At 71.4% G+C, this 25,281-nt stretch carries 21 protein-coding genes and 1 pseudogene; 13 read left to right on the top strand and 9 right to left on the bottom strand.

All coding sequences use genetic code 11. From position 1 onward, the window contains the following. Positions 1–538: 538 nt before the first annotated feature. The 3 genes from AOK08_RS32590 to AOK08_RS32580 form a co-directional block, all read right to left on the bottom strand. Entirely contained in the window at positions 539–1,498 is a 960-nt protein-coding gene (locus tag AOK08_RS32590) for an aldo/keto reductase (protein WP_055532780.1), read from the bottom strand. Between the two features lie 381 nt (positions 1,499–1,879). Continuing rightward, the gene (locus tag AOK08_RS32585; RefSeq protein ID WP_241827185.1) at positions 1,880–2,944 is read right to left on the bottom strand and encodes a DegT/DnrJ/EryC1/StrS family aminotransferase; all 1,065 of its coding nucleotides are present in this window, start codon (positions 2,942–2,944) and stop codon (positions 1,880–1,882) included. Positions 2,945–3,203: 259 nt separating this feature from the next. Then, entirely contained in the window at positions 3,204–4,643 is a 1,440-nt protein-coding gene (locus tag AOK08_RS32580) for an alkaline phosphatase (RefSeq protein WP_079054406.1), read from the bottom strand. Between the two features lie 227 nt (positions 4,644–4,870). On the opposite strand from AOK08_RS32580, the gene AOK08_RS32575 reads away from it, so the two are divergent. The 7 genes from AOK08_RS32575 (at position 4,871) to AOK08_RS32545 (ending at position 11,994) form a co-directional block, all read left to right on the top strand. Continuing rightward, positions 4,871–5,794, top strand: coding sequence for an aminoglycoside phosphotransferase family protein (locus tag AOK08_RS32575; RefSeq protein WP_055532778.1), 924 nt, complete (start codon positions 4,871–4,873; stop codon positions 5,792–5,794). A 438-nt stretch (positions 5,795–6,232) separates the two neighbouring features. Beyond that, positions 6,233–7,279 carry a hypothetical protein gene (locus AOK08_RS32570; RefSeq protein WP_055532777.1) on the top strand — a complete coding sequence of 349 codons (1,047 nt, stop codon included), beginning with the start codon at positions 6,233–6,235 and terminating at the stop codon, positions 7,277–7,279. 83 nt (positions 7,280–7,362) lie between these two features. Next, positions 7,363–8,208 (top strand): glycosyltransferase, encoded by an 846-nt coding sequence (locus AOK08_RS32565; RefSeq protein WP_055532776.1) that lies wholly within the window; start codon positions 7,363–7,365, stop codon positions 8,206–8,208. A gap of 9 nt (positions 8,209–8,217) precedes the next feature. Beyond that, complete coding sequence (locus AOK08_RS32560) at positions 8,218–8,817, top strand: phytanoyl-CoA dioxygenase family protein (protein WP_055532775.1); 600 nt, start codon at positions 8,218–8,220, stop codon at positions 8,815–8,817. A 126-nt stretch (positions 8,818–8,943) separates the two neighbouring features. After that, complete coding sequence (locus AOK08_RS32555; RefSeq protein ID WP_055532774.1) at positions 8,944–10,101, top strand: hypothetical protein; 1,158 nt, start codon at positions 8,944–8,946, stop codon at positions 10,099–10,101. A gap of 17 nt (positions 10,102–10,118) precedes the next feature. Further along, positions 10,119–11,156, top strand: a complete 1,038-nt coding sequence (locus tag AOK08_RS32550; RefSeq protein WP_055532773.1) for an NAD-dependent epimerase/dehydratase family protein — start codon at positions 10,119–10,121, stop codon at positions 11,154–11,156. Positions 11,157–11,199: 43 nt separating this feature from the next. After that, a complete protein-coding gene (locus tag AOK08_RS32545; RefSeq protein ID WP_198539462.1) occupies positions 11,200–11,994 on the top strand; it encodes a glucose-1-phosphate cytidylyltransferase in 795 nt (264 codons plus the stop codon). Between the two features lie 90 nt (positions 11,995–12,084). On the opposite strand, the gene AOK08_RS32540 is transcribed toward AOK08_RS32545, so the two are convergent. The 3 genes from AOK08_RS32540 to AOK08_RS32530 form a co-directional block, all read right to left on the bottom strand. Then, positions 12,085–13,371, bottom strand: a complete 1,287-nt coding sequence (locus AOK08_RS32540; protein WP_055532770.1) for an NAD(P)H-dependent oxidoreductase — start codon at positions 13,369–13,371, stop codon at positions 12,085–12,087. Beyond that, complete coding sequence (gene rfbC, locus AOK08_RS32535; RefSeq protein ID WP_055532769.1) at positions 13,368–13,916, bottom strand: dTDP-4-dehydrorhamnose 3,5-epimerase; 549 nt, start codon at positions 13,914–13,916, stop codon at positions 13,368–13,370. Before rfbC ends, AOK08_RS32540 begins: the two co-directional genes overlap by 4 nt. 100 nt (positions 13,917–14,016) lie before the next feature. Then, positions 14,017–14,787: an IS5/IS1182 family transposase gene (locus AOK08_RS32530; protein WP_055532768.1), complete on the bottom strand. Its 771-nt coding sequence runs from the start codon at positions 14,785–14,787 to the stop codon at positions 14,017–14,019. 241 nt (positions 14,788–15,028) lie between these two features. Here AOK08_RS32530 and AOK08_RS32525 point away from each other — a divergent pair, with 241 nt between their 5' ends. From AOK08_RS32525 to AOK08_RS32505, 5 genes are all read left to right on the top strand, one after another. Further along, positions 15,029–16,759: an ABC transporter transmembrane domain-containing protein gene (locus AOK08_RS32525; protein ID WP_241827184.1), complete on the top strand. Its 1,731-nt coding sequence runs from the start codon at positions 15,029–15,031 to the stop codon at positions 16,757–16,759. After that, the gene (locus tag AOK08_RS32520; protein ID WP_055532782.1) at positions 16,756–18,495 is read left to right on the top strand and encodes an ABC transporter ATP-binding protein; all 1,740 of its coding nucleotides are present in this window, start codon (positions 16,756–16,758) and stop codon (positions 18,493–18,495) included. Before AOK08_RS32525 ends, AOK08_RS32520 begins: the two co-directional genes overlap by 4 nt. Before the next feature lie 109 nt (positions 18,496–18,604). Beyond that, on the top strand, positions 18,605–19,345 hold the full coding sequence (locus tag AOK08_RS32515; protein WP_241827183.1) for an SAM-dependent methyltransferase: 741 nt from the start codon (positions 18,605–18,607) through the stop codon (positions 19,343–19,345). Between the two features lie 69 nt (positions 19,346–19,414). Then, positions 19,415–20,092 carry a hypothetical protein gene (locus AOK08_RS32510; RefSeq protein ID WP_055532764.1) on the top strand — a complete coding sequence of 226 codons (678 nt, stop codon included), beginning with the start codon at positions 19,415–19,417 and terminating at the stop codon, positions 20,090–20,092. Beyond that, positions 20,092–21,084 (top strand): phosphotransferase family protein, encoded by a 993-nt coding sequence (locus AOK08_RS32505; protein WP_055532763.1) that lies wholly within the window; start codon positions 20,092–20,094, stop codon positions 21,082–21,084. The genes AOK08_RS32510 and AOK08_RS32505 overlap by 1 nt, the downstream gene beginning before the upstream one ends. Positions 21,085–21,150: 66 nt before the next feature. On the opposite strand, the gene AOK08_RS32500 is transcribed toward AOK08_RS32505, so the two are convergent. Next, positions 21,151–22,482, bottom strand: a complete 1,332-nt coding sequence (locus AOK08_RS32500) for a hypothetical protein (RefSeq protein WP_055532762.1) — start codon at positions 22,480–22,482, stop codon at positions 21,151–21,153. 65 nt (positions 22,483–22,547) lie between these two features. On the opposite strand from AOK08_RS32500, the gene AOK08_RS32495 reads away from it, so the two are divergent. Further along, positions 22,548–23,846 carry a molybdopterin-dependent oxidoreductase gene (locus AOK08_RS32495; protein ID WP_079054405.1) on the top strand — a complete coding sequence of 433 codons (1,299 nt, stop codon included), beginning with the start codon at positions 22,548–22,550 and terminating at the stop codon, positions 23,844–23,846. A 313-nt stretch (positions 23,847–24,159) separates the two neighbouring features. Here the strand turns inward: AOK08_RS32495 and AOK08_RS32490 are convergent, their stop codons facing one another. Beyond that, positions 24,160–24,969, bottom strand: coding sequence for a class I SAM-dependent methyltransferase (locus AOK08_RS32490; protein ID WP_055532781.1), 810 nt, complete (start codon positions 24,967–24,969; stop codon positions 24,160–24,162). Then, a pseudogene (locus AOK08_RS49115) lies at positions 24,966–25,281 on the bottom strand (hypothetical protein); the annotation flags it as partial. The pseudogene AOK08_RS49115 and the gene AOK08_RS32490, both read right to left, overlap by 4 nt.

Raw genomic sequence — 25,281 nt, 5'->3', positions numbered from 1 at the left:
GGATCGAGGCGCCCGGAGTCCGCAGATCAGTGCGGTAAGCGCCGTACTGCCGTACTGCCTTCCTTCCGTACTGCCTTCCTTCCGTACCGCCGTCCTTCCGTACCGGCGCATCGGCGCGGTTCGGGGCCGGGCATGGCCCCGACGGCAGGCCGGCCGCCGCGCGCCCCGGGAGCCGTACCCCACGGGACGGCCGGCGCGCGGCTCACCGGAACGCGGTGAATGAGGCCACTCACACCGCAAGGCGCCAAGAGGCGCCAAGANNNGAGCGGTGAGTCGCGAGCCGCGCCGGGCCGGGCCGAGGAGAGCGAGGCCGTCGTGCTGGGCGCGGACGGCGGCGAGACCGTGATGCCGTGACGACGGCCGCGCGGTCGGCGCCCCGGCCGGGGCGCCCGGCGAGGGCGCGGGCGACGTCCTGGAGCAGGGCGGCGCTCCCGCCGAGGGCGACCCCGGGCCCGGGGGAGGGTGTCCGGGAAGACGGAGGGGCGGGGCAGCGGAGACCATCGCTGCCCCGCCCCGACCCGTTCCACGGGGCGACCGGTCACACGCCGGGAGGCGCCCCCGTACCGTGCTCCAGCCACTCGCACTCCGCCTCGGTGAGCCGGTGCCCGGCCGCCGCCATCGAGTCGTACACCTCGTCCGGCCGGCGCGGCCCGATCAGCGCGACGACCGGGAAGGGCTGGGACAGCGTCCAGGCGAGCGCGATCCCGGTCGACGAGATGCCCTGGTGCTCCGCGAGTGTCCGCGCCCGGCGCAGCCGCTCCGTGTTCGGCTCGCTGTACCAGCTCTCCGCGAGGGGACTCGCGGCCAGTTCGGCGGGGTCCGCCAGGGCGTGCGCCCCGCGCCCCTGACTCGCCCACGGGTACAGCGTCACCTTGTTGTCGGTGAGCCAGGACCGCCAGCGGGCGTCATGGGCGCCCACCGTCCCCGGGTAGATGGGGCGCACCATGTCGATCAGGCTGAACTGGTTGCTCACGCCCGCCGGTGCCGGAAGACCGTGCTCCCGGGCGTAGAGGACGGCCTCCTGAAGCCGGTCGAGAGACCAGTTCGACATCCCGTACGCACCGATCGAACCGCGCTCCACGAGATCCGCCAGCACGCTCACGAACTCGCCCACCGGCACCTCGGGGTTGTCCCGGTGCAGCATGTACAGGGCGGCGTCGCCTCTCTCCATGCGGTCGAGGCTCTCGGCGAGCTGTGCCTCCACCCGGTCCGGCAGACATTCGGGCGTGTGCGCGCCCTTCGCCAGCACCCACACCTCCTTCTCCACGCCACGCGCCTTCGCCCAGGCGCCGAAGGCGCGTTCGCAGCAGCCGGGACCGTACGCGTGCCCGTACAGCCACGCCGTGTCGAAGGCGCGGCCACCGCGCTCCCAGTAGGCGTCGTACACCGGAAACGCCCGCTCGTTCTGCCCGAAGGCGGAGGTACCGAGGAGCAGCGGCGGTCCTGGATCGACGGCCGGCGAGCCTCCGGCGGGGACGGACAGAGGGACAGAGGACATGTGCTCTCCTGATTCTCCAGATGACGCGACACATGGGCGGCCCGACTGCGCGGGCGGACGGCCGCCGTGGCAACGGACGGTGGCCGGGCGGACGTGCGTGACCCGGACGGTGGCCGGGCGGACGTGCGTGACCCGGACGGTGGCCGGGCAGATGTGCGTGACCCGGACATGACCCGGACATGACCCGGACGCGACCGGGCGGCGGCCGGACTTACGCGCCGCACCGCCCGGACTGCGCAGAGGGAGGGCGCCGCGAACCGTTCCACCCGGACCCCGCCGGGGCGAGGGCGCCGCGAACCAGTCCCGCCCGTGCGGCCGGCAGTGGCCGCGGTACAGGGCACGGGGCATGGGGCACGGCGCCCGTTGGTCACCTCGGCCGGTTCACGCCGAGAACGCCTTGCGGACCTCGTCCGCGATGTGGTCCAGGTGCCGCTCCGAGAGGCCGGGGTGCGACGGCAGCGCGAGCAGTTCCCGTGACAGCCGTTCCGCCACGGGCAGCGACACCGACTGGTGCTCGGCGAAGGCGGGCTGCTTGTGCAGCGGGAACGGATAGCGCAGCAGGACCGGAACGCCCCGCGAGCGCAGGGCCGCCGCGATCTCGGCGGCGGGCGGTCGCCCCTCCCCGGGGACCGCTCGCACCACGTACTTCCAGAACGCGTGCACCGTGTTCTCCGGTTCGACGGGCAGTTCGAGACCCGGGACGTCCGCCAACCGCTCGGACAGGTAACGGGCGTTGCGCCTGCGGGCCTCGACCATCTCGTCCAGACGGGAGTGCTGGCTGAGGCCGATCGCGGCCTGCACCGCGGTCAACCGGTGGTTGTAGCCCACCTCGTGGGCCCAGATCAGCCCGGGCCGGCCCTCGATGGGGCCCTCGCCATGGCTGCGCAGCCGCCGTACGCGCTCGGCGTACACGGGGTTGTTCGTCAGGACGGCGCCGCCCTCACCACCGGAGGTGATCACCTTCTGCTCGAACAGGCTGACGCACGCCAGATCACCGAAGCCGCCCACCGGCCGCCCGCCGATGGCGGTGCCCAGCGCCTGCGCCATGTCCTCGATCAGCGGGACGCCGACATGCTCGGCGACGGCGGCCAGCGCGCCCATGTCGGCGGCGACGCCGTTGATGTGCACGACGACGATGGCCTTGGTCCGCTCGGTGAGCAGGGACTTCACCGAGTCCGGGTCCAGACAGTGGGTGTCGGGGGTGACATCGGCGAAGACGGGCCGGGCCCCGAGATAGGTGACCGGGCTCGCCGAACCGATGAAGGTGTGGGCCGGCACGATCACTTCGTCGCCCGGGCCGACATCGAGGGCGTGCAGCGCCAGATGGACCGCGGCGGTGCCGGTGGACACCGCGACCGCGTGTTCGACCTGCTGCCCGGCGGCCAGCGCCCGCTCGAATTCCTCGACGACGGGGTTGCCCTGCCCCACCAGGCGGTTGGAACGCAATGCCGCGACAGCCGCCTCGATATCTCCGTCCGAGAGCTGGGGCCACCGGGGTAATTCCTGGAAAGAACTCAAAGCACACACCCTTCATATCGATCGAGGACTTTTCGGGAGGGGCGGAGATCCGCTTCCGTCGGACCATGTTGAAGGGGGTGCCGTAATTCTTCAACCGGGGTCACGGGAAAGGGATTTGGCCGGCGTATTCCGGAGTCCGAAATCGCTGGAATCGCTGGAATCGCCGATACCGTCGGGCCCACCCGTTTCACGCCCGGCGAAGACCGAGCGCCGCGCGCACCGTGTCGAACAGCGCGGTGTTCTCGTGCACACCGAGCACGCGGTGCGCCTGCGGCCCGCTCGCGGCGACCCGCACCGGCACCCCCGTGTGTTCCTGCACCTCGCCCGGGGCGCCACTCGCGTACCCGAGCAGCATGGGCGATCCCTCGTCCGTGACGAGCGTCGTGGACAGGCCCGGCGGGCGCGCCTCCAGAGGCAGGATCTGCCCCGCGTGCCCGTGGTCGGCGGTGACGACGACGAGAGTACGGGGATACTGCCGCGCGTAGGAGAGCGCGGCGGCCACGGCACGGTCGAGGGCGAGGGTCTCGCCGATCTGGCCGCACGGATCCGCGTCGTGGGCCCGGTCGTCGATCGAGGCACCCTCGACCTGGAGGAAGAACCCCTTGCTCGCGGGGCCGGACCGATCGCCGCGTGCCGTCAGCAGGCGCAGGGCCGCCTCGGTGGACTCCACCAGGGACGGGGTGCCCGCCGGCCGTGCCGGATTGCCCTCCACGCACCGCTGGGGCGGTGTGCCGCCCGGGGAAGCCGGACTCCCCGTCCACTCCACCGGCACGGCCTCGGGTGCGAAGAGCCCGAGCACCGGCGCCTCCGGCCGGGCCGCGCGCAGCCCGGCGCGGTCGCGTACGACCTGATAACCCCCGGAACGCGCCTGGTCCAGCACCGAACGGCCTTGTAACGGGCCTTCGTTGACCTCCTGAGCGAACACGTCGGCCCCGCCGCCGAGGAGTACGTCCGGCCGCAGCGCCACCGTCTGCTCCGCGACGGAACCCGCCCCGCCGCGTGCCCAGGTGTCCGCCGGGCAGGCGGCCATGTCGGCCGGGCCCGCGCAGGAACGGTCGGTGACATGGGCGGTGAGCGCCGCGGGCGTGGCGTCGGTCAGTGGTGCCGTGGTGACGCTTCCGGTGGCGTATCCCTGCCGCCGGGCCAGTTCGAGCAGCGTGGGCAGCGGCAGATTGGTGTCCGGTGTCCGGGAGACGCGCCCGTTGACCGTCTTGCGCCCGGTCGCCCACGCCGTGGCACCGGCGGCGGAGTCGGTGACGTAGTCGGGCCGGCCCCGCTCGTCCACCGCCGAGGTCAGGGCCGAGCCCGTCATCGGCAGCCGGTCCATCGCGAGCCGGCCCCCGGCGCCGAGGGCGTAGTTCCGCGCGGCGGTGATCTCCGAGTCACCCATGCCGTCACCTATGAGGAGGATGACGTTCCGGGCCTGGGAGGGTCTGGGATCCGGGGCGGGCCGGGGATCTCCGGCGGTCCCTCCGGGCGGGGGCGCCGCCGAGGACACGGTGACCGAGGCGAGCAGGGCTGCGGCGACCGCACCCCACCGCCGCGCCCGTCGCCTTCGCCTTCGCCTTCCCGGGCGTGCCGCATTGCCCCGTTCTCCGATTCGCCGGGCCGGAATTGCTGCCGTCATCGCTCAACTCCCTTGTTAAGGAGATCCAAGGAGATCCAAGGAGATCTGTGAACGCGGCGACGGTAGCGGCCCCCACGCGCGGGCACACACCGTGCCGGACGGCAAAGGGAACCCGCCGATTTCCGGTAACTTGCGGCAGGAGGCCGAACCTCCACCGAACCCCCACTTGACCGAACCTCACTCCACCGAACCTCACTCCACCGAACCTCTGTTGAAGGAAATGCGATATGGGCACGTCAAAAGCGATCGAGATCCCGGAACATCTGGCGGCGTCGTACGCCAAGGGATTCGGCGAGGAGGGGAGGGCCTGGATCGCGGGGCTGCCCGCTCTCGCCGCCGGGTTCCTGGACCGGTGGGAACTGGTCCGCGACGGTGCGGCCGGGGCCGGGGAAGCCTCGCTGGTGCTGCCGGTGTTACGCAAGGACGGCACCCGCGCGGTCGTCAAGCTCCAGAAGCCCCGGGAGGAGACCACCGCCGCCCTCATCGGCCTGCGCGCCTGGAACGGCGCCGGCATGGTGCGGCTCCTCGACCACGACCCGGACAGCAGCACCATGCTGCTGGAGCGGCTGGACGGCGCCCGCACCCTGGCCTCGCTCGATGACGACGACACCGCGACGGGCATCCTCGCCGAGCTGCTGGCGCGACTGGTCGACGTACCGGCACCGCAGGGCCTGCGCGGCCTCGGCGACATCGCCACCGAGATGCTGGAGCAAGTACCGGGCGCCGTCGGGTCGCTGGCCGACCCGGCGGACCGCAAGACGCTGCGGGGCTGGGCGTCGGCGGTGGCCGAGCTGGTCGACGAGCCCGGCGACCAGTTGCTGCACTGGGACCTGCACTACGACAACGTCCTCGCCGCCGAACGTGAGCCCTGGCTCGCCATCGACCCCGAACCGCTCGCCGGGGACCCCGGGTTCGACCTGTGGCCCGCCCTGGACAGCCGGTGGGACGACGTGGTCGCCAAGGGCGACACCCCGGTGGTGATCCGGCGCCGCTTCGACCGGCTCACCGAAACCCTCGGACTGGACCGCGAGCGCGCGGCCGGCTGGACGCTCGGGCGGCTGCTGCAGAACGAATTGTGGGACATCGAGGACGGCGGCACCGCGCTCGCCCCGTCCTCGCTCGCAATGGCGGAGGCACTCCAGAACCGCTGACCCGGGCCCGTGAGGGACGACTGAGAACGAATCGGCGGTGCCATCGGGCACCGCCGATTCGGCTTTTCCCGGCTGAGTTTCGCGTTCGACTGCCGAGATTCTCCGGTCGAACGCGGGTTGAACGCCGGTCGTACTCGCCGACGGAGCGCCGACTTGGCTATGCTCGCCGCGAATTGAACGGCGGCTCACAAAACCCGTCCGGAACGGGCGGTCGCGAAGCGGAGAGATGAGTCGGCCGACCCAGTCGGCGCGATTCGTCCGCAGTTCCCTTCGGCCACCGAAGGTCATCGCCCCATTTTCCGGCGGGCTCCCGAGAATGAGCACCCGCCGACGTCCCGACGGACAACTCCCTTTCGTTCCCGGGTTGTTCCCGTGTTTGTTCGCGGATTTGTCCGCGGGCTCTTTCCTTATCCATGCCGACAGCCATCGAGGAGTGCCATGAGTCTGGTCAGCGTGCACAACGAGTGGGATCCGCTGGAGGAGATCATCGTCGGAACGGCCGTGGGCGCCCGGGTTCCCGACGCGGACCGCAGCGTGTTCGCCGTGGAGTACGCGGGCGAGTACGAGAGCCAGGACCAGGTGCCGTCCGGGCCCTACCCGGACCGGGTCCTCAAGGAGACCGAAGAGGAACTCCACATCCTGTGCGAGGAGTTGACCAAGCTCGGCGTCACGGTCCGGCGTCCGCAGGAGCGCGACAACTCCGCCCTGATCACCACGCCCGACTGGCAGACGGACGGCTTCCACGACTACTGCCCGCGCGACGGGCTGCTCTCCGTGGGCGAGACGATCATCGAGACGCCGATGGCGCTGCGCGCCCGCTTCCTCGAATCCCTGGCGTACAAGGACATCCTGCTCGACTACTTCGCCAGCGGCAGCCGGTGGATCTCCGCGCCCAAACCGCGGCTCACCGACGCCATGTACGAGCCGGCCGCGCCCATGGGCGAACGGCTCCGCGACCAGGAACCGGTGTTCGACGCGGCCAACGTGCTCCGCTTCGGCACCGACCTGCTGTACCTGGTCTCCGACAGCGGCAACGAACTCGGCGCGAAATGGCTCCAGTCGGCCGTCGGCGACACCTACACCGTCCACCCCTGCCGGAATCTGTACGCCTCCACGCACGTCGACTCCACGATCGTGCCGCTGCGCCCCGGACTGGTCCTGGTCAACCCGGCACGGGTCAACGACGACAACATGCCCGGCTTCCTGCGCTCCTGGCAGACCATCACCTGCCCGGAACTGGTGGACATCGGCTTCACCGGCGACAAGCCGCACTGCTCGGTGTGGATCGGCATGAACCTGCTGGTGGTGCGCCCCGACCTGGCCGTGGTGGACCGCCGCCAGACCGGGCTGATCAAGCTGCTGGAGCAGCACGGCATGGACGTACTGCCGCTCCAGCTCACCCATTCCCGCACCCTCGGCGGCGGTTTCCACTGCGCCACGCTGGACGTCCGGCGCACGGGCTCCCTGGAGACCTACCGGTTCTGACGTCCTGTCCGGGCCCGCGGCGGTCCCCACCCGGCCGCCGCGGGCCGCCCAAGTCCCCGACCGTGACAGGAGGTTCACCCCACATGATCGGCTACGGAGTCTGCGTCGGCCCCTCCGACCTCTTCGACCGCATCTGCCGCCCGGGCATCGAGCGCGTCCGGACCCCCGGCAGCCCGCTGTTCACCATGCGCGGCCAGCGCTCCATGTTCGAGGCGTACAACGCCATGTTCGACCAGGCGGCCGCCAACTCGGAGGTCACCGGACTGGTGATGCTCCACGACGACGTCGAACTGCGGAAGAACCCGGTCGACGTGGCCGGCCCGGTCTTCGAGGACGCTTCCGTCGGCATGCTCGGCTCCCTCGGCGGCTCGGACACCGTCTCCCTGGCCTGGTGGAACGAGAAGGCGACCCGGCGCGGGCGGGTCACCGACTACGACAAGGTGCACGATCACGGCTCCGGCCTGCACGAGGTGCACGCGGTGGACGACGTGATCCTCTGCGTCAACCGCTGGGTCATCGAGAACGTGCGTTTCCCGGAGGGCCGCTACCGGGGCTTCGAAGGGCTCGGCGTCATCCTCGCCTCCCTCGTACGCGCCGCGGGCAAACGCGTCGTGGTCCAGGACCTCCAGGACGTGATGCACCACAACGAGGGCCGCGGCTTCAACGGTCTGAAGGACTGGCGCCACAACGAACTGCGCTGGCAGCGCCAGTTCTTCGACCTCAGCCCGCTGGAACGGCTGGGCAGCCACCTCGACGAGCTGACCGTGCCGTCGCTCCCGCTGCGGATCGCCGCCCGTCGCCTGGCACTTCGCGCGGCCGGCCGGGGCTTCGAGGTGAGCGACGGGGAGTCCGGCGACCCGGCCGTCGACGAGCTGGTCGACGACTGGTACCGGCGGTGCACCCGGCTCCGCGGCCGGATGAAGGTGTGAGGAGGAGCCATGTCGGCATACACACGACTCCGGTACGACGTGACGAACATTCCGATCGCCGAACTCGTCCGCGAGATCCTGGCGGTGGACGACCTCGAAGCCCTCGCGGCGAGCGACCGGGTGGCCACCCGGGAGAGCGACCAGAGCACCGACCACCACAAACGGTTCTACGACAGTTTCGACGTCGTCGCGCCGATCTACCGCAAGCTCGCCCAGGAGATCCTCGGCCCCGACGCGGAGAGCCACTACGTGCAGCGCGTGCCCACCTTCCGGGTCCACCTGCGCAACTCCCTCGCCGTCGGCGAGTGGCACCGCGACCGGGACTTCGGGCACAACCCCGCCGAGGTCAACTACTGGGTGCCGCTCACCCGGGCGTACGGCAACAACACCCTGTGGATCGACCAGGAACCGGTGCACGCCGAGTACGGCGACGTGATCGTCTTCGACGGCGCCAACTCCTGGCACGGGAACGTCGTCAACGACACCCCGACCAGCCGGGTCAGCATGGACTTCCGCATCATTCCCCGCGCCGAGTACCGCCCCAACGAGCGGAAATCGGTCTCCTTCGGGATGCCGTTCCTGCTGGGCGACTACTGGGACATTCTCTGATCCACCGCCACCGCCACCGCCGCTGTTCGGCCGCGCGGGCGAACGCGCCCGCGTGGCCGGACGGACCGGCCGTGAAATTCCCGTATTCCACAGCCTGATTCCACAGCCTGATGCCATGGGGCGAGTATGCAGAAGAACACGCAAGGAAATCCCGAACCCGCTGCGGAGCCCGCCTACGACGAGGCCCTGCTGTCCCAGGACGAGCGTTTCCAGAAATTCCTGGCCGGTCTGCCGGCCGACACCCCGGTCTGGTTCTGCTTCTTCTCCTCCGGGCTGCTGCACGTCATCCAGCACTTCCTCCGATTCGTGCCGCCGGGCCTCAATTTCGCGTTCGTCAGCAGTGGGCTGACCGCCGAGGAGACCGCCCTGCGCGACACCATGAGCGAGGGCCGGCCCGCCTTCGACCTGGACGAGGGGATCGGCAGTCACGAGATCTTCGAGTTCCTGCTGCGCAACCTCGACCGGCCCTTCGGCATCGTGGACAGTGACTGCTTCGTCATGGACGAGGACTGGTTCACCCGCTGCATGGACGGCCTCGAACCGGGGGTGGCCGTCAGCAGCCCCCTCAGCTACGGGCCGATCCCCCTCGCCGCCCCGCCGTTCATGGCGCTCGACCCGGCGGCCCGGCCCGAGATCGAGCGCGCCATCGGCGGGCCCGTCTCCCCGGCCGCGTACTCCTACACACCGCCCGGACCGGAGAAGGAGATCGACGGCGCCATGGTGCGCCTGATCGAGCCGCACCACGAGCGGGCGCTCGACAGGGTGCTCGCCCTGGAGGAGCACCGGCTGCCGTTCCCCCAGGGCGGCCTCCTGGACGTCCTCGACGACGGCCGCGAGGTCCGCAGCCATGAGCGGTACCACCATATGCAGAACGGGAACAGCGTCATCCGGGTCGTCTTCGACGGGCTGATGTTCTACCAGCTCATGGCGCTGGCCGCGGGGTGGCGCATCGCCCACTTCCACGCCTTCCCGGGCACCAAGGTGTTCGCACCCCAACTGGTGCACGCGGGAGGCATCTCCTACTGGCACCGGCTGCGGCCCAGCGAGATCGCCGCCGGCATCCACGAACTGCCCTGGTCCGCGCACATCGACGCGCTGCTGCTCGAACAGTTCAACACCAGGCCCGACGCCCCCGCCTCCTACCGCAACAGGGGAGTCCGCCTCGCGGCGAACCTGCGCCAGTCGGCGACCACCCCCGCACAACTGCGCGAGCAGCTGCGGCGCAAACTCACCGCCTCCGGCGTGGACGTGACCGACCCGCGCTGGCGCGCGGTACTCGACTGACGAGGGAGCACAGATCCGTGCGCGTACTGCTCACCGGACACCAGGGCTATCTGGGCACCGTCATGGCGCCCGTCCTGACCGCGGCCGGCCACCAGGTCACCGGCCTGGACAGCGGCCTCTTCGCCGACCGCGTCCTCGGCCCCCTGGCGGCCCCCGACGTCCCGGGCCACGCCCAGGACCTGCGCGACGTCACCGCCGGGACGCTCGCCGGTGTCGACGCCGTCGTCCACCTGGCCGCCCTCTCCAACGACCCCCTGGGCTCCCTGGACCCGGACCTCACCCACGCCATCAACCACCACGCCTCCACCCGGCTGGCCCGGCTGGCCAAGGAGGCCGGGGTCCAGCGGTTCGTCTACGCCTCGACCTGCTCCGTGTACGGGGCCCAGCCCGGGGACGACCCCGTGGGCGAGGACGCCCCGCTCAAGCCCGTCACGCCGTACGCGGTGTCCAAGGTGCGGGTCGAGGACGACCTCGTGGAACTGGCCGACGCCGGCTTCACCCCCGTACTCCTGCGCAACGCCACCGCCTTCGGCTTCTCCCCACGGCCGCGCGCCGACATCGTGCTCAACAACCTGGTCGGCCGGGCACTGCTCACCGGCCGGGTCACCGTCCTGTCGGACGGCACGGCGTGGCGCCCGCTGGTCCACGCCGAGGACATCGCGCACGCCGCGCTCGCCGCCCTGACGGCCCCCGCCGACGTGGTGCGCGGCCGGGCCTTCAACATCGGCACGGAGGACAACAACCGGACGGTCGCCGAGATCGCCGAGGCAGCGGCGGCGGCGGTACCCGGTTCCGTGGTCGAGATCACCGGCGAGACCGGCAACGACCCGCGCTCCTACCGGGTCGACTTCACCCGGGCGCGGACCGAACTGGGGTACCGGGCCCGCTGGAGCATCCCGGAGGGCGCGGCGCAGCTGGCCCGCGAGTACCGCGAACGCGGGCTCACCCGCACCGCCTTCGAACACGATTTCACCCGCCTCGCGGTGCTCGGTCACCGCCGGAGCGAAGGCTCACTGGACGCGACGCTGCGGGTTGTCCGTACCGCGCATGCCTGACACGGACCGGGCGGCGCGCCGGCGTCGGCAGAGGAGGGACACAGTGAACCCGGACATACCCGTGGTGCTCCTGTGCGGGGGATACGGCACCCGCATCCGGGAGGCCAGCGAACGGCTGCCCAAGGCCATGGTCGACATCGGCGGCCGGCCGATCCTGTGGCACATCATGAAGATCTACAGCCACTACGGCTTCCGCCGGTTCGTGCTGTGCCTGGGCTACAAGGGCTGGGAGATCAAACAGTTCTTCCTCGACTACCGGGCCCAGATGTCGGACTTCACCATCGCGCTCAGCGACGAGCACCGGCTGCGCTTCCACGACGACCGGGCCGACGAGAACTGGGAGATCACCTTCGCCGAGACCGGTCTGGACACGGCGACCGGCGCCCGGCTGCGCCGCGTACGGCGCTACATCGACACCGACCACTTCATGATGGGCTACGGCGACGGCCTCGGGAACGTCGATCTGGCGGCCCTGGAGAAGGAACACCGCGACGCCGGACGGATCGGCACGGTCACCGGCATCCACCCGACGTCGAAGTTCGGCGAGATGGACGTGTCGGGCAGCGAGGTCCTGGAGTTCAACGAGAAGCCCACCCAGGTCACCGGCTTCGTCTCGGGCGGATTCTTCATGTTCCGCCGGGAGTTCCTCGACGAGTACCTGGACGACGACCCGGGGCTGTGGCTCGAAAGCACCCCCCTGCAACGGCTCGCCCGGGACGGACAACTGGCCCTGCACGCGCACGACGACTTCTGGTGCGCCATGGACACCTACAAGGACTACCAGCACCTCAACGAACTGTGGGCGGCCGGAAACGCACCCTGGAGGGTGTGGGCGTAACCGGCCGCCAGACCGATCCGGCAGGGAACAGGCAGGCCGATCAGGCAGGCTGGTCGGGCAGGCCGATCCGGCAGGGAACAGGCAGGCTGGTCAGGCGGGGAACAGGTCGTTCTGTTCCCCGCGCAGCTCGTCGATCAGCCGGCCCGGTGGCAGCGTCACGTCGGCATAGCCGAGCACCGCGTCCTTGCGGACGTCCCGCAGCAGCACACATCCCTCGGCGACCCCCATGGGGAGCAGCCCCAGCGCGCGGGTGGCGGCGTGGGTCTCGGCGACGCCGTACGTGTCGTACCCGCCGAGGCCGTCGACGACCGAGCCGGCCCGCAGATCGCGCTTGGCCACGGCGACCACGTCCACACGCGGTCCGGCCGGCGGGGTCAGGGCCGCGTCGGCGAAGTCGACGGCCCGCGCGATGGTGTGCGGGACCTCGAAGTGGCAGAGGTGGTAGGGCGTGTAGAAGCTGTACAGCGGCCCCTTTCCGAGCTTGTACAGCTCCAGGTAGTGCCGCTGCCGGGGGTCGTCGTGGGTGCCGATCACATACACGCCCGGACCTGGCCTGGCACCCACCACGTAGTCGACGACCCCTCCGAGCTCGCGGAGTTCGTCGAGGTCGTAGACCTCGGTCAGCTCGTCGACATGGCCATGGTGCTCACGTCCGTACATCCCGCGCCGGCCCACCGTGAACCCATGGGCATTGGCCACGATCGCCTGTTCGAAGGAGACCTTCGTTCCGTCGGCGAAGCTGGTGACCATGTGCGTGTTCTGGCCCCAGCGTTCCGCGAATTCCCGCTGGGTGGCGGGTGTGCGGTACTCGTCCTGGAGCCCCTTGATGTTGCCGGCGACCAGCGGTGTCACACCGAGGCTCCGCACGAAGCGCAGCAGATTGCCCTGCACCCCCGGCTGATCACCGTCGGCGCCGGTCAGCACCACCCCGGCCTTACGGGCGCGGTGTGCGAGCAACGGCCCCACGGTCCCGTCGAGTTCCGCGTTCATCGTGACCACCGGAAGGCCGCGCTCGATGGCGGCGACGGTGACCCGGGCGCCGAACTCCACGGCGCCGGTGACATCGACCAGGCAGTCGATCCCCTCGGCGGCGAGCAGCGCGAACACGTCCTCGGTCACCGCGGTGCGTCCGGTGGCCACCGCCCTCTCGATCTCGGCCGTGGAGTTCGCGCGCACCGGCTCGACGCCCGCCTCGGCGCAGGCCCGCACCGCCGTCTCCGGGCTGCGGTTCGCGATCGCCGCCAGCCGCATACCGGGAACCGACCGGACGATGTGCCGGGCCAGCCCGCGCCCCATGAATCCGGCGCCCACCATGCCGACCCGGATCGGCCGGCCCCGCTCCTCGCGCCGGCGCAGCGCGGTGTCGACGATGATCATCGCGAGGCCACCGGAACCTCGGCCAGCAACGGCCAGGCGCCGTCCTTGTCGGAGACCAGTTCCACCGGCACGGGCCACCGCACGCCGAGCGCCGGATCGTCCCAGCGAAGACCGCGCTCGGCGCCGGGAGTGTACGCGGTGGACACCTGGTAGAGCGTCTCGGCGTCGTCGGTGAGCGTCAGAAAGGCGTGGGCGAAATTCCTGGGAACGTGCAGCGCGAGCCGGTTGTCGGCGCTGAGTTCGGTGCCGAAGTGCCGCAGAAAGGTGGGGGAGTCGGGCCTGAGGTCGACGATGACGTCGTAGATGGCGCCCCGGACACAGCGGATCGTCTTGGCCTCCGCGTTCGGCGCCAGTTGGTAGTGGAATCCGCGCAGGGTTCCCCTGCGGTGATTGAACGACAGGTTGCACTGTGCCACGGTCGGTTCAAGACCGGCCCGCTCGAATTCCTCCCGGCAGAACGAACGCGAGAAGAATCCCCGGTCGTCCTCCCGTTTCTCCAGTCCGATGAGGGAGGCGCCGGCCAGCGGGGTTTCCTGTATCAGCACGGTTGTTTCTCCGGTTTCGTCGGCTTCCTGGTGGAGATCCGAGGCTAAGGCTTGTCCCGTAAATGATCTAGGACGTGCTGGGTGACCTGCCTGTTCTTCGTCACCCGGCGAGGGTGATGTTGTGGAGGCGGGCGATGCCGAGCATGGCGTGGTGGACGCCGTCGCCTTTGAGGCGGCAGTCGCGGAGGATCTTCCAGGTCTTCATGCGGGCGAAGGCGTGCTCGACGCGGGCGCGGACTTTGCGATGGGAGGCGTTGTGTTCCTCTTTCCAGTCGGGGAGTTCGCTCTGGCCGGGTTCGCGGCGGTGCGGGATGACCAGGCCGGTGCCCCGGTAGCCGCCGTCCGCGATGACGGTGGTGTGGCCGACGGCGGCCTTGGCGCCGGACAGCTCCCATGCTTTGCAGTCGTTGCGGTTGCCGGGCAGCGGGCGGCCGACGGCGACGACGAGCCGGGTGTCGGCGTCGATGACGACCTGATGGTTGGTGGAGTACCGGTAGTTCTTCGACTGCTCGGCGACGGTGTGGTCGCGGGTGGGGACCAGGGTGCCGTCCACGATCAGCACGGCGTCCTTGCGGAACCGCTTGCGTTGCTGGAGGGCGAGCGCGGGTCCGAGGTGGTCGATGATGCGGTCGGCCGCGGACTTGGACACCCCGAACAGCGGCGCCAGTTGGCGCAGCGTGAGGTTGGTCCGCCAGTACGCGGCGACCAGCAGCACGCGGTCCTCCAGCGGCAGGCTCCACGGCCGGCCCTTGCGCACCGGGTCTGCACCCTCGCGCCGCAACGCGGTGATCAGCCTGCCGAACTGACGTGGGCTCAGCCCGGTGAACGGGGCTATCCAGGACGGCTCCGACGCCGTGATCACACCAGACACAGCAAGATCATCTCACCCGTGACCAGCACTTACGGGACAGCCCTTAGGGGGAATTCCGGTGACCGGGCGAGCACCCGCCGGACCGGCGCGTTCGACTGCTTACCGCACGCACTCGAACGGCACGGGCCGGTGCCGGGCCGATGTTTGACACCGTGTCCGGAGGCCTCGGTATCCTCGCGCAATGCGCCCGTTACCTGCGGCAGACCCGGGAAATCCAGAAATTCGATCGGCCACACGGTATTTGCTGTGGCTCGCGGGCCGCATCGCCTGGCCCCTGAGCGCCGCCGCGTTCTGCGGCATTCTGTGGCTGGGCTCGCAGGCGCTGATACCGGTGGTCATCCGGGAGGCCATCGACGAGGGCCTGGTGCCCGGTGACATGAACGCCGTCCTGTCCTGGGCGGCCGTCCTGCTCGGACTGGGCGTCGTGCAGTCGGTCTCCGGCACCGTCCGCCGCCGCCTCAACATGTACAACTCGCTCTCCGCGGGCTTCCGCACCGTGCAACTCGTCGTCCGGCAGGCCCACTTGCTCGGCTCCACGCTGGAACGGCGCGTGGACGAGGGGGAGATGGTCAGTCTCGGCACCTCGGACATGAACGCCCTGGGCAGCGCCTTCGACATCGTCGGCCGCACCGTCGGCGCCCTGGTTTCCGTCGTCCTCGTCGCTGTCGTCCTGCTCGACCAGTCCGCCACCCTCGGCATGATGCTGATCGTCGCGGTTCCCGCCATCGTCCTCACCATGGGCTACACGCTGCGGCCCCTGCACCGCAGGCAGAGCGACTACCGCGACCTCCAGGGCGAGATGACCTCCCGGCTCACCGACGTGGTCGCGGGCCTGCGCGTCCTGCGGGGCGTCGGCGGGGAGATCCCCTTCGCACGCTCCTACCGCGAACGCTCGCAGCGGGTACGGAAGGCGGGCGCCCAGGTGGCCGGAGCGGAGGCCCTCATCCGCGCCGCGCAGGTACTGCTGCCGGGGCTGCTGGTCGGCACGGTCACCTGGATCGGCGCGCGGGCGGCCGTCACCGGCGCCGTCACCGGCGCCGTCACCCCCGGCGAACTGGTCGCCTTCTACGCCTACGCGGCTTTCCTCGTGGAGCCGCTGGGCACCTTCACCGAGACCGCCGACCGCTTCGCGCGTGCCCATGTCGCCGCCCGCCGCGCGGTCGCCCTGCTCGCCATGGAGCCCGACTCCGGCGGCCCCGGGGCGGCTCCGGGCCCGGTGGACGCCCCGACCGGCGAACTCACCGACCAGACCAGCGGTCTCACGGTCGCCCTCGGCACCCTCCATGTCGTGGTCGCGCCGACGGCCGACGGGGTACGGCTCGCCGACCGCCTCGGCGGGTACACCGACGCCCCCGTCCGCCTCGACGGCACGCTCCTCACCGGGCTGCCGCCCGACGAGGTCCGCCGACGCGTCCTGGTCGTCGACAACCGCGCCCGGCTCTTCAGCGGGACCCTGCGTGCCGCACTCGATCCGCACGGGGCCGCCGACGACCTGGCCATCGCCGAGGCGCTCCGCGTGGCCTCCGCCGAGGACGTCGTCGCCCTGCTGCCGGACGGCCTCGACACCGCGATCACGGCCGACGGCCGCCGCTTCTCCGGAGGCCAGCGGCAACGCCTCGTGCTTGCCCGGGCCGTGCTGGCCGACCCCGACGTACTGATCGTCGTCGACCCCACCTCGGCGGTCGACGCGCACACCGAGGACGTCATAGCGCGCCGTCTGCGCACCGCGCGCGCCGGCCGCACCACCGTCCTCGTCAGCGCCAGCCCGCTCCTGCTCGACCAGGCCGACCAGGTCTCCTTCGTGGAGGGCGGCCGGGTCGCGGCGACCGGCACCCACCGCGAACTGCTGGCCGCCGAGGCCGGATACCGCCTGGTCATCCAGCGCGAGACCGGCGAGATCGCACCCGCGGCCACACCGTGCACGCCGTCCACGCCGTCCACGAGGCTCGCGACCCGGGGGAGCGGCGAATGACCGGGACACGACTGCCGGTCGCGGACACCGCGGCGGTCCGCGCGTACGGACTGTCGCTGGCCCGCCGCCACCGCACCGACCTGACCTGGATGCTGGTGCTGCACGGACTGGCCGCCGTCTGCGGCCTGCTCGGGCCGTGGCTGATCGGACTCCTTCTCGACGAGGCCGTGGACGGTACGACGCTGCGGACCGTGAACTGGATCGGCCTCGGCCTGCTCACGTCACTGCTGGGGCAGTCGGTGCTCACCTACTGGGCGGTCCAGCGCTCCTGCCGGTTCGGAGAGAAGGTCACCGCCGAGGTCCGCGAGGACTTCGTCGACCGGGTGGTCAGCCTTCCCCTGTCCACGGTGGAGGACGCCGAGCCCGGAGACCTCATCACCCGGGCCTCCCGCGACACCGACGCGCTCACCAACACCGTGCGCTACGCGGTGCCCGAGACCCTGATCGCGGTGCTGACCTGCCTGTTCACCTTCACCGCCCTGATGCTGGTCGGCCCGCTCACCGCACTGCCCAGCTTCGTCGTCGTGCCGCTCCTGTGGACCGGCACCCGCTGGTACCTGCGCCGCTCCGGGGCCAGTTACCGGCGGCGGGGCGCCAGCTACACGGCACTGGGCGACAGCCTCGCCGAGACGGTGCCGGGAGCCCGTACGGTCGAGGCGATGCGATTGCAGACCTGGCGCAGCCGGGCCCTCGACCGCGACCTGGGCGAGGCGTACACGGCGGAGCGGCACACCATGTGGCTGCGCAGCTCCTGGTACCTGCTGGTCGAGTTCAGCTATGTCGTGCCCGTGGTCGCGACCCTCGTCGTCGGCGGCCTGCTCTACACCCGGGACCTGGCCACCCTCGGCCAGGTCGTCGCGGCCACGCTGTACGTACGGCAGCTCATCTTCCCCCTCGACGACCTGCTGAGCTGGATGGACGAACTGCAGATCGGCTCCGCCTCCCTCGCCCGGGTGCTCGGCGTCGGCGAACTCCCGGCGGACCGCCGGCCGGCCGGCGCGCGCACCGACGGCCACCGGCTCACCGCCCGCTCGGTCACCTACTCCTATCTGCCCGGCCGCGACATCCTGCACGGCGTCGACCTGGACCTCGCGCCCGGCGAGCGGCTCGCCGTGGTCGGCCCGTCCGGCTCCGGGAAGTCCACCCTCGGCAAGCTCCTGGCAGGCATCTACGCCCCCGGTTCCGGCGCCGTCGAACTGGGCGGGGTGCGGCTGGTGGACCTGAGCACCGAGGAACTCCGGCGCCGGATCGCGCTGGTCACCCAGGAGCACCACATCTTCCGCGGCACACTCCGGGAGAACGTCACCCTCACCCGGCCCGCGCCCGAGGAGGACGTACGCGGCGCGCTGGACGCGGTGGGCGCGGCGCCCTGGGCAGCCGAACTGCCCGACGGCCTGGACACCGTGGTGGGCTCGGCGGGCCGTCCACTCACCGCCGCCCAGGCCCAACAGGTCGCGCTGGCACGGGTGTTGCTTGTCGACCCGCACACGGTCGTACTGGACGAGGCCACCGCGCTCCTGGACCCGGCCACCGCACGCCACACCGAACGCGCGCTCGCCGCCGTACTGACCGGCCGTACCGTCATCGCCATCGCGCACCGGCTGCACACCGCACAGGACGCCGACCGGATCGCCGTACTGGAGAACGGCCGCATAAGAGAACTCGGAAGCCATCACGAACTCCTCGCGGCGAACGGCGCGTACGCGGAACTGTGGCGTGCCTGGCACGGAGACTGAACCCATTTGCCGTCACCGCAGCCACCGCAGCCATTGCCGCCATTGCCGCCATTGCCGAAAAAGAGGATCGAGCCCTAGCATGTGAATTATGAATTCAAGACGACCGCAAGTGGACTGGGAATTACTCTTCGGGGGCGAATACGACTACTTCGACCTTCCCGACCTCACTCCCGAGCTGAACCAACGGGAAGCGGCGAGAATGGTGAAACTCGGTGGTCTCACACCGGGAATGACCTTGCTCGATGCCCCGTGCGGGCACGGCAGGCACGCCAATGTCCTGGCCTCCCAGGGGTATTCCGTGGTCGGCGTCGACCGGGACGAACGATTCCTCGCCATGGCCGCGGAGGAGGCGCGGGAGATGGGCGTCGACGTCGACTACCGCCGGGTCGACCTGCGGGAGATGTCCTTCGATTCGGAATTCGACGCCGCCGTGTCCTGGTACAGCTCATTCGGATACTTCGACGACGAGACCGACCGTGACATTCTCTCCCGCTACCGGCGCGCACTGCGCCCCGGCGGAATTTTCCTGCTGGACATGCACTCCCCGTACCGGCACATTCCGAGCGTCCTCGCCAATCACGAAATGCACGTGGACGTGCTCCGGCGCGGCGAGGACATGGCCATCGACATCCAGGAACTGGACGCCGTGGCCAGCCGCTACTACGCCGAGAAGATCACCATCCGGAACTCGGTGGTGGAACGCGCCCGGTACAACGTCCGGATGTTCACCGCCCCGGAGATCCTCGAATGGTTCCGCACCGCCGGATTCTCCGAGGCGTACGTGACGGACGAACACGGCGGCACCTTCACCGTCAGCAGCCGTCGCCTGGTCGTGCACGGCACCGCCTGACCGCCAGACCCCGGGCCCATCCGGACGCACCCGACCGTACCCGTGCACCTTCCAGGAAAGTGGGGTTCCATGGTCGCCAAGGCCGACCGACTCGTCGCCTCGTTCGACACGCATCGCACCACACACTCCGTCGAGGGCTTCCGCTCCCACTACGCCGCCCACCGCTGCGCCCAGATCCCACAGATCGCCGACGTCACCACGCTCCGCGAGGCGGCCCGCGCGGCCTACGGGGAACTGCGCGACGAACCCGTCCTCGACGCCCAGGAACACAGCGACGACAACGGCGAACTCGGCTACGGCTTCCGCCTGTTGCGCATCGACGCCAAGTCGGACTCCGCCGCGCACTCCGCCCGGGTCACCGCCGTCTTCCGCAAGTACGGACTGCTCGACTGGTCCGAGCAGGCGGCCACCCAGCTCATCCCCCTGGTGAACCGGATCACCGACCGGGAGCTGCGCTACGAACGGATGTTCCTGCTGGCCTACCGGGAAGGCGACTACATCGGGCCGCACGGCGCCGAGCACGACACCGACCTGGACCGCTTCAACCTCCAGTTCCCGCTCTGCTACCACACCGTCGGCTCGATGCGCGTCCTGCGCCAGGGCTTCCTGGAACCGATGTACGACCGGGACGGCGACGCCAGACTTCTCGGCCCCCGCATGTGGCACGAGGTCCCGCCGCTGCTTCGCCTCCCCGGCGGCGCCGACCCCCTGCGTCTCGTCGTGTCACTGCGGCTGAGGGCGGACTAGTGCCGTACGGCGAACGCGCCACCGCCCGCCGCTCCGAGGACATCGCCTCGGTGGCCGCCGAGGTCTTCGAGCGCCACGGCGTGGACTTCACCCGGACCCGGCGCGCCGGCGGCCGGACCAACGCCACCTGGCTGGGCGGCGGGTTGGCGGTCCGGGTCGCCGGGGCGCAGGGTTCGGGCGACCTGGTCCGTGAGACCGAACTGGCCACCGTACTGCCGCCGGAGGTCGGCTACCCGCGCGTCCTGGCCACCGGCACCACCGGCGGATTCCAGTGGGTGGCCAGCGCCGAGATCGCCGCGCACAGCCTCGACGACACCTGGCCCGGCCTGGACTGGGACCGCCGTATCGAGGCCACCCGGCAACTGTGGGCCAGGGCGGCGGCGGTGCACGGCGTCGACCCGGCCGCCGCCGCACCACTGGCCCGCCCCCGCAACCCCTTCTACGCCGCCACCCTCGACGAGGCCAAGGACGGCCTGCTGCGCCTGCACGCGTCGGACGTGCTCACCGACGACGAGCTCGACGCCCTGTGCCGCGCGCTCGAACGGCACTGGGCCGCACTGCCGGGCACCGCACACGTCCTCAACCACGGAGACCTCTCCCCGGTCAACGCCCTGTGGGACGGGGACCGGGTGGTGTCGCTGCTCGACTTCGAGTTCGCGGTGCTCGCCCCGGTCCACCTGGACCTCAACGAACTCGTCAAACTCGCCTTCGCACCACCGGAGTACGGCACAAGGGTGAGCGCCCGGGAGGAGGCGGGCCGCGCCCGGCTTCGGACCACTGTGACCGACCTGGCCCGCCCGCTCCTGCGCACCCCCGCAGACGTCGACCTCCTCATCGGCCACTCCGTCCAGTTGGAGACCTGGGGACTGGAACGAGAACTGGCCAAACCCGGCAGGGAGGCGTTCCGCACCTGGGAGCCGTACCGGATGCTCGTCGCCCTCGCGGACGGCGGTGGCGGATACTACGCACCCCTCCTGCGGGCACTGAGCTGAGGCCCGGCCGGAGACGCCCCGTCCACCACACCGGAACGCGCCCCCGGCCCCGTGCTTCTCCCGATGTCACCACCCGGTCAGCAGCAGATGGTTGAGGAGCAGTGCGAGGACCGCCTGGGCGGCGAGCCAGGCGCGGGGTCGGGGCAGGAGCGCGCAGGACGGGAGCAGCCACATCGCGAACGGCAGCCAGATGCGTTCCGTCTCGGCCTTGCTCATGCCGGACAGGTCGGCGACCAGCAGGGCCACAAGCGCGGCGGCCACGAGCAGGGCGAGCCGGGCGTCGGCGCCGCGCCCGCGCGGCAGTGCCACGGCGGTCCGGCGCAGGCCCGCCGCCGTGGCCGGTCCGGTGATCAGCACGGTGCACGCCAGATTGGCCCAGACCCAGTAGCCGTACGGCCGTACCCCGCCCGCACCCTGGTAGTAGCGCGTGACCAGCAGCCGGTACGCCTCCCACCAGTCGAACCCGGCGAGGGTGAACGCGGCGGGCACGACGGCCAGTCCCGCGACCAGCAGGACCAGCAGCACGGGACGCTCCCGGACCCGGCGCCGGCCCAGCCACAGCACGGCCGCGCCGATGACGGCGAACAGCGTCAGGCCGTACGACAGATAACAGGTGAGCCCGAACAGCAGTCCCGAGCCCGCCGCCCACCCCACCCGCCGACCGGTGACCGCGAGCGCCAGCAGCGCCACGGCCCACGAGGCCACCGCCGCGAAGTACGCGTCGGCGGACGTCCCCATCCACACCGCCGCCGGGGCCAGGACCAGGAAGGGCGCGGCCCGCCGCGCGAGCCCCTCCCCGGCGAGGGCACGCACGGCCACGAGCACGGCCACGCACGCCGTGGCGCCGACCGTGACGCACCACATCCCGGCCCAGCCGCCGCCCCGCAGGCCCACGCGGTCCAGGAGGACGAAGGTGAGCGTGGCGGCCGGGGGATGGCCGGCGACATGGGCGGGCCAGTTGTCGGGGGAGTCGATGAGGATGTGGTGGCTGAAGTCCCGCAGCGCGGCCGGGATGTCGCCGAACCGGCCGACGGCCCGGAGGTACTCGTGCCGGGTGGTGAGCCGCCCGGCGATGCCCCGCTGCCAGCCGTCCACCAGGGCGAGGGAGAGGATCCAGGCCAGGGACGTGGCCCAGGCGGTCACGAGCAGGGGGCGCCAGGGGAGGCGGGCGGCGACCGCCGGACCGTACGCCACGGCCGCCGCCGCGACAAGGACCGCGAGCGCGGTGCCGGGCCCGAGATGCGGGTCCCAGGTGGCCAGGAGCGGGGGCCAACCGACGCGCAGCCTGTCCTGGATGGGCCGGCCGGCCAGCGCGGCGACGACGACGAGCAGGACTGCGGCCACGGCGGCGCACACATCGCGGAGCGGTTCACGGGTCTCACGGGTCTGGCGGGTCACACGGGCACGCTAGGCCGGACGGCGGGCGACGGACCGTCACCTGGGCCGGACGTCAGCGTTTCGTCATGGGTCGCGGGCCCTTTCACGGGGCGGGCCGGACCTACCGTCGAGCCATGACACGGTCACCTTCCTCCCCGGGCTTCTGGCGCAGCCCGCTGCGCGGCCCCTGGTTCACGTCCGTGCTCGGTGTGGTGCTGCTCGCCGGGATCACGCTGCTGTTCGTGACGGGGCTGCTGTCGTACGCCGCCTACAACCCGGACCTGTCGCCGGTGAACGACAAGACCCCGGACAAGGGCGTCCTCGGCTTCTACCTCTTCGCCTGGCCGACCGACCCGCACTGGCTGTACCGCCTCGACCAGGGCGTCCACGTCACCCTCGGCATCACCCTGATCCCCGTGCTGCTGGCCAAGCTGTGGTCGGTGGTGCCGAAGCTGTTCGCGCTGCCGCCCGCCCGCTCCCTCGCACACGCCCTGGAACGGGTCTCCCTGCTGTTGCTGGTCGGCGGCGGCCTGTTCGAGTTCGTGACCGGCGTCCTGAACATCCAGCTCGACTACGTCTTCCCGGGCTCCTTCTACCCCCTCCACTTCTACGGCGCCTGGGTGTTCTTCGCCGCGTTCGCCGCCCACGCGGTCCTGAAGACCCCGGCGGCCCTGCGCAACCTGCGCCGCCCACGGGAGGAGGAAGTGAAGGAAGTGAAGGAAGTGGAGGAGGGGGACCTGGTGTCCCCGCGCCCGGATCCGCCGACCGTCTCCCGGCGCGGTGCCCTGTGGTTCACCGGGGGCGGCTCGCTGCTGCTGCTCGCGACCACGGCCGGCCAGAACTTCGACGGCCCGCTCCGCCGCACCGCCCTCCTCGCCCCGCACGGCGGCGCCGACCCCGGCAGCGGCCCGAACGGCTTCCAGATCAACAAGACGGCCGCGTACGCCGGTATCGACCCGGCGGAGACGGACGACGACGCCTGGCGTCTCGTCGTGACGGGCCGCACCGGCACCGTCCGGCTCAGCCGCGCACAGCTCGCCCGGCTGCCCCTGCACAGCGCCGCGCTGCCCATCGCCTGCGTAGAGGGCTGGTCGACGGGCGACCAGTGGTGGCGCGGCGTACGGCTGCGCGACCTCGCCGCGCTCGTCGGCCACGACGGCGATCCGCCGGACGTGTTCGTGGAGTCCCTCCAGCGGCACGGCGCCTTCCGCCGCGCCGCCCTGCGCGCCAATCAGGTGGCCGACCCGCGCTCCCTGCTCGCCCTGTACGTCAACGGCGAAAAACTCTCCCCCGACCACGGCCGCCCGGCGCGGATCATCGTGCCCGCCGCGCCAGGTGTCCTGAACACCAAATGGGTGGCCAGGCTGACATTCGGAGACCTGTGATGCGACGGCGGTTCCCTGTAGGCAGCCCCCTCCAACTCCTCCTCTTCTGCGCCTCGTTCGCCCTCGCCGCCTATGCGGGTGTGCGCCTGCTCGCCGACGACTGGTTCGGCGTGGCCCTGTGGATCGTCGGCACCGCCGTCCTGCACGACCTCGTCCTGCTGCCCCTCTACTCGGTCGCGGACCGGGCGGTCGTACGGGGACTCGGCGCGGCCGGTCACCGGGAGTGGGCGCTTTACGTACGGGTACCGGCCGCCCTGTCCGGGCTGCTCCTGCTCGTGTGGTTCCCGCTGATCAGCGGGATGACGGCCCGGCGCTACCGGTCGGCGACGGGGCTGTCCCCGGACGGTTTCCTGACCCGCTGGCTGCTGATCACCGCCGTGCTCTTCGGCGCCTCGGCGGTGCTGCTGGCGCTGCGGCTGCGCAGGGCGACGAAGCGTCGGCCACCGGCCGCCCACTGACCGGCGGCACGCCACCTCGCCCGGCGCGCGTACCGCAGCAGGGCCGGGCTACCGACCCGCGCCCAGGGAAAGCCACCGCCGGACCCGCCTGACTCGTCGGACTGGTCGGACCCGCCGAACCCGTTGGACCCGTCGGACCCGCCGAACCCGCCGGTGGCGACGGCATCGACGACCTGCACCTCGGCCCGCTCGTCGACATCCAGCGGCGCCGTCTCGGCGATCAACAGGCCGCCGGGAGCGAGCAGTTCGGCGACACGGTCCAGCAGGGCGGGCGGATCGCCGCCGATGCCCACATTGCCGTCCATGAGCAGCACGGTGTTCCAGCGGCCCTCGCCGGGCAGCGGCTCGAAGACCGAGCGCCGCAGCGCGGGCCCGCCGAGCCGCAGGGCACGCTCGACGGCGGTCCCGCTGACGTCCACGCCGAGCACGGCCCGGCCCCGCGCGGCGAGCTCCGCGACCAGCCGCCCCGGTCCACAGCCGACGTCCAGCACGGCGCCCTCGCAGCGGTCCAGGACATCCAGGTCGACCAGGTCGGCCCGGGCACACCAGCGTTCCACCTCCAGCGGCAGCAGCCAGCCGTCGGCGCGCCTCAGGAACAGCGGCCCGCGCCCGGCCCGCAGGGCGATGGTGTACGGGTCGGCGGCGGCCCAGGCGGCCGTACTCATCGGTGCGCCATCGCCGCGCGCCGGGCGAGCTGTGCGGCGAACCGCCCGTGCGGGGCCAGGGCGGCGACGGCTCGGGCGTCGGTGGCGGTGTCGACGTCCCGCGTCCGGGGCAGGTCCCGCACGCGTGGCCCGGCGGCGACGAGCCGGGCCCGCTGTACGGCTTCGGTGACGGGCGTCGACATGGGCACGCCCCGGAGCGGGGCGGGGTTGGTCCAGGTGGCGGTGCTCATCGGTGCGCCACCGCCGTGCACCGGGCGAGCTGTGCGGCGAACCGCCCGTGCGGGGCCAGGGCGCCGACGGCTCGGGCGTCGG

Source organism: Streptomyces graminilatus (assembly GCF_001418565.1).
GTDB lineage: Bacteria > Actinomycetota > Actinomycetes > Streptomycetales > Streptomycetaceae > Streptomyces > Streptomyces graminilatus.
The sequence above is the reverse complement of the archived record's forward strand: the minus strand, read 5'-3'. Positions and strand labels throughout refer to the sequence as shown.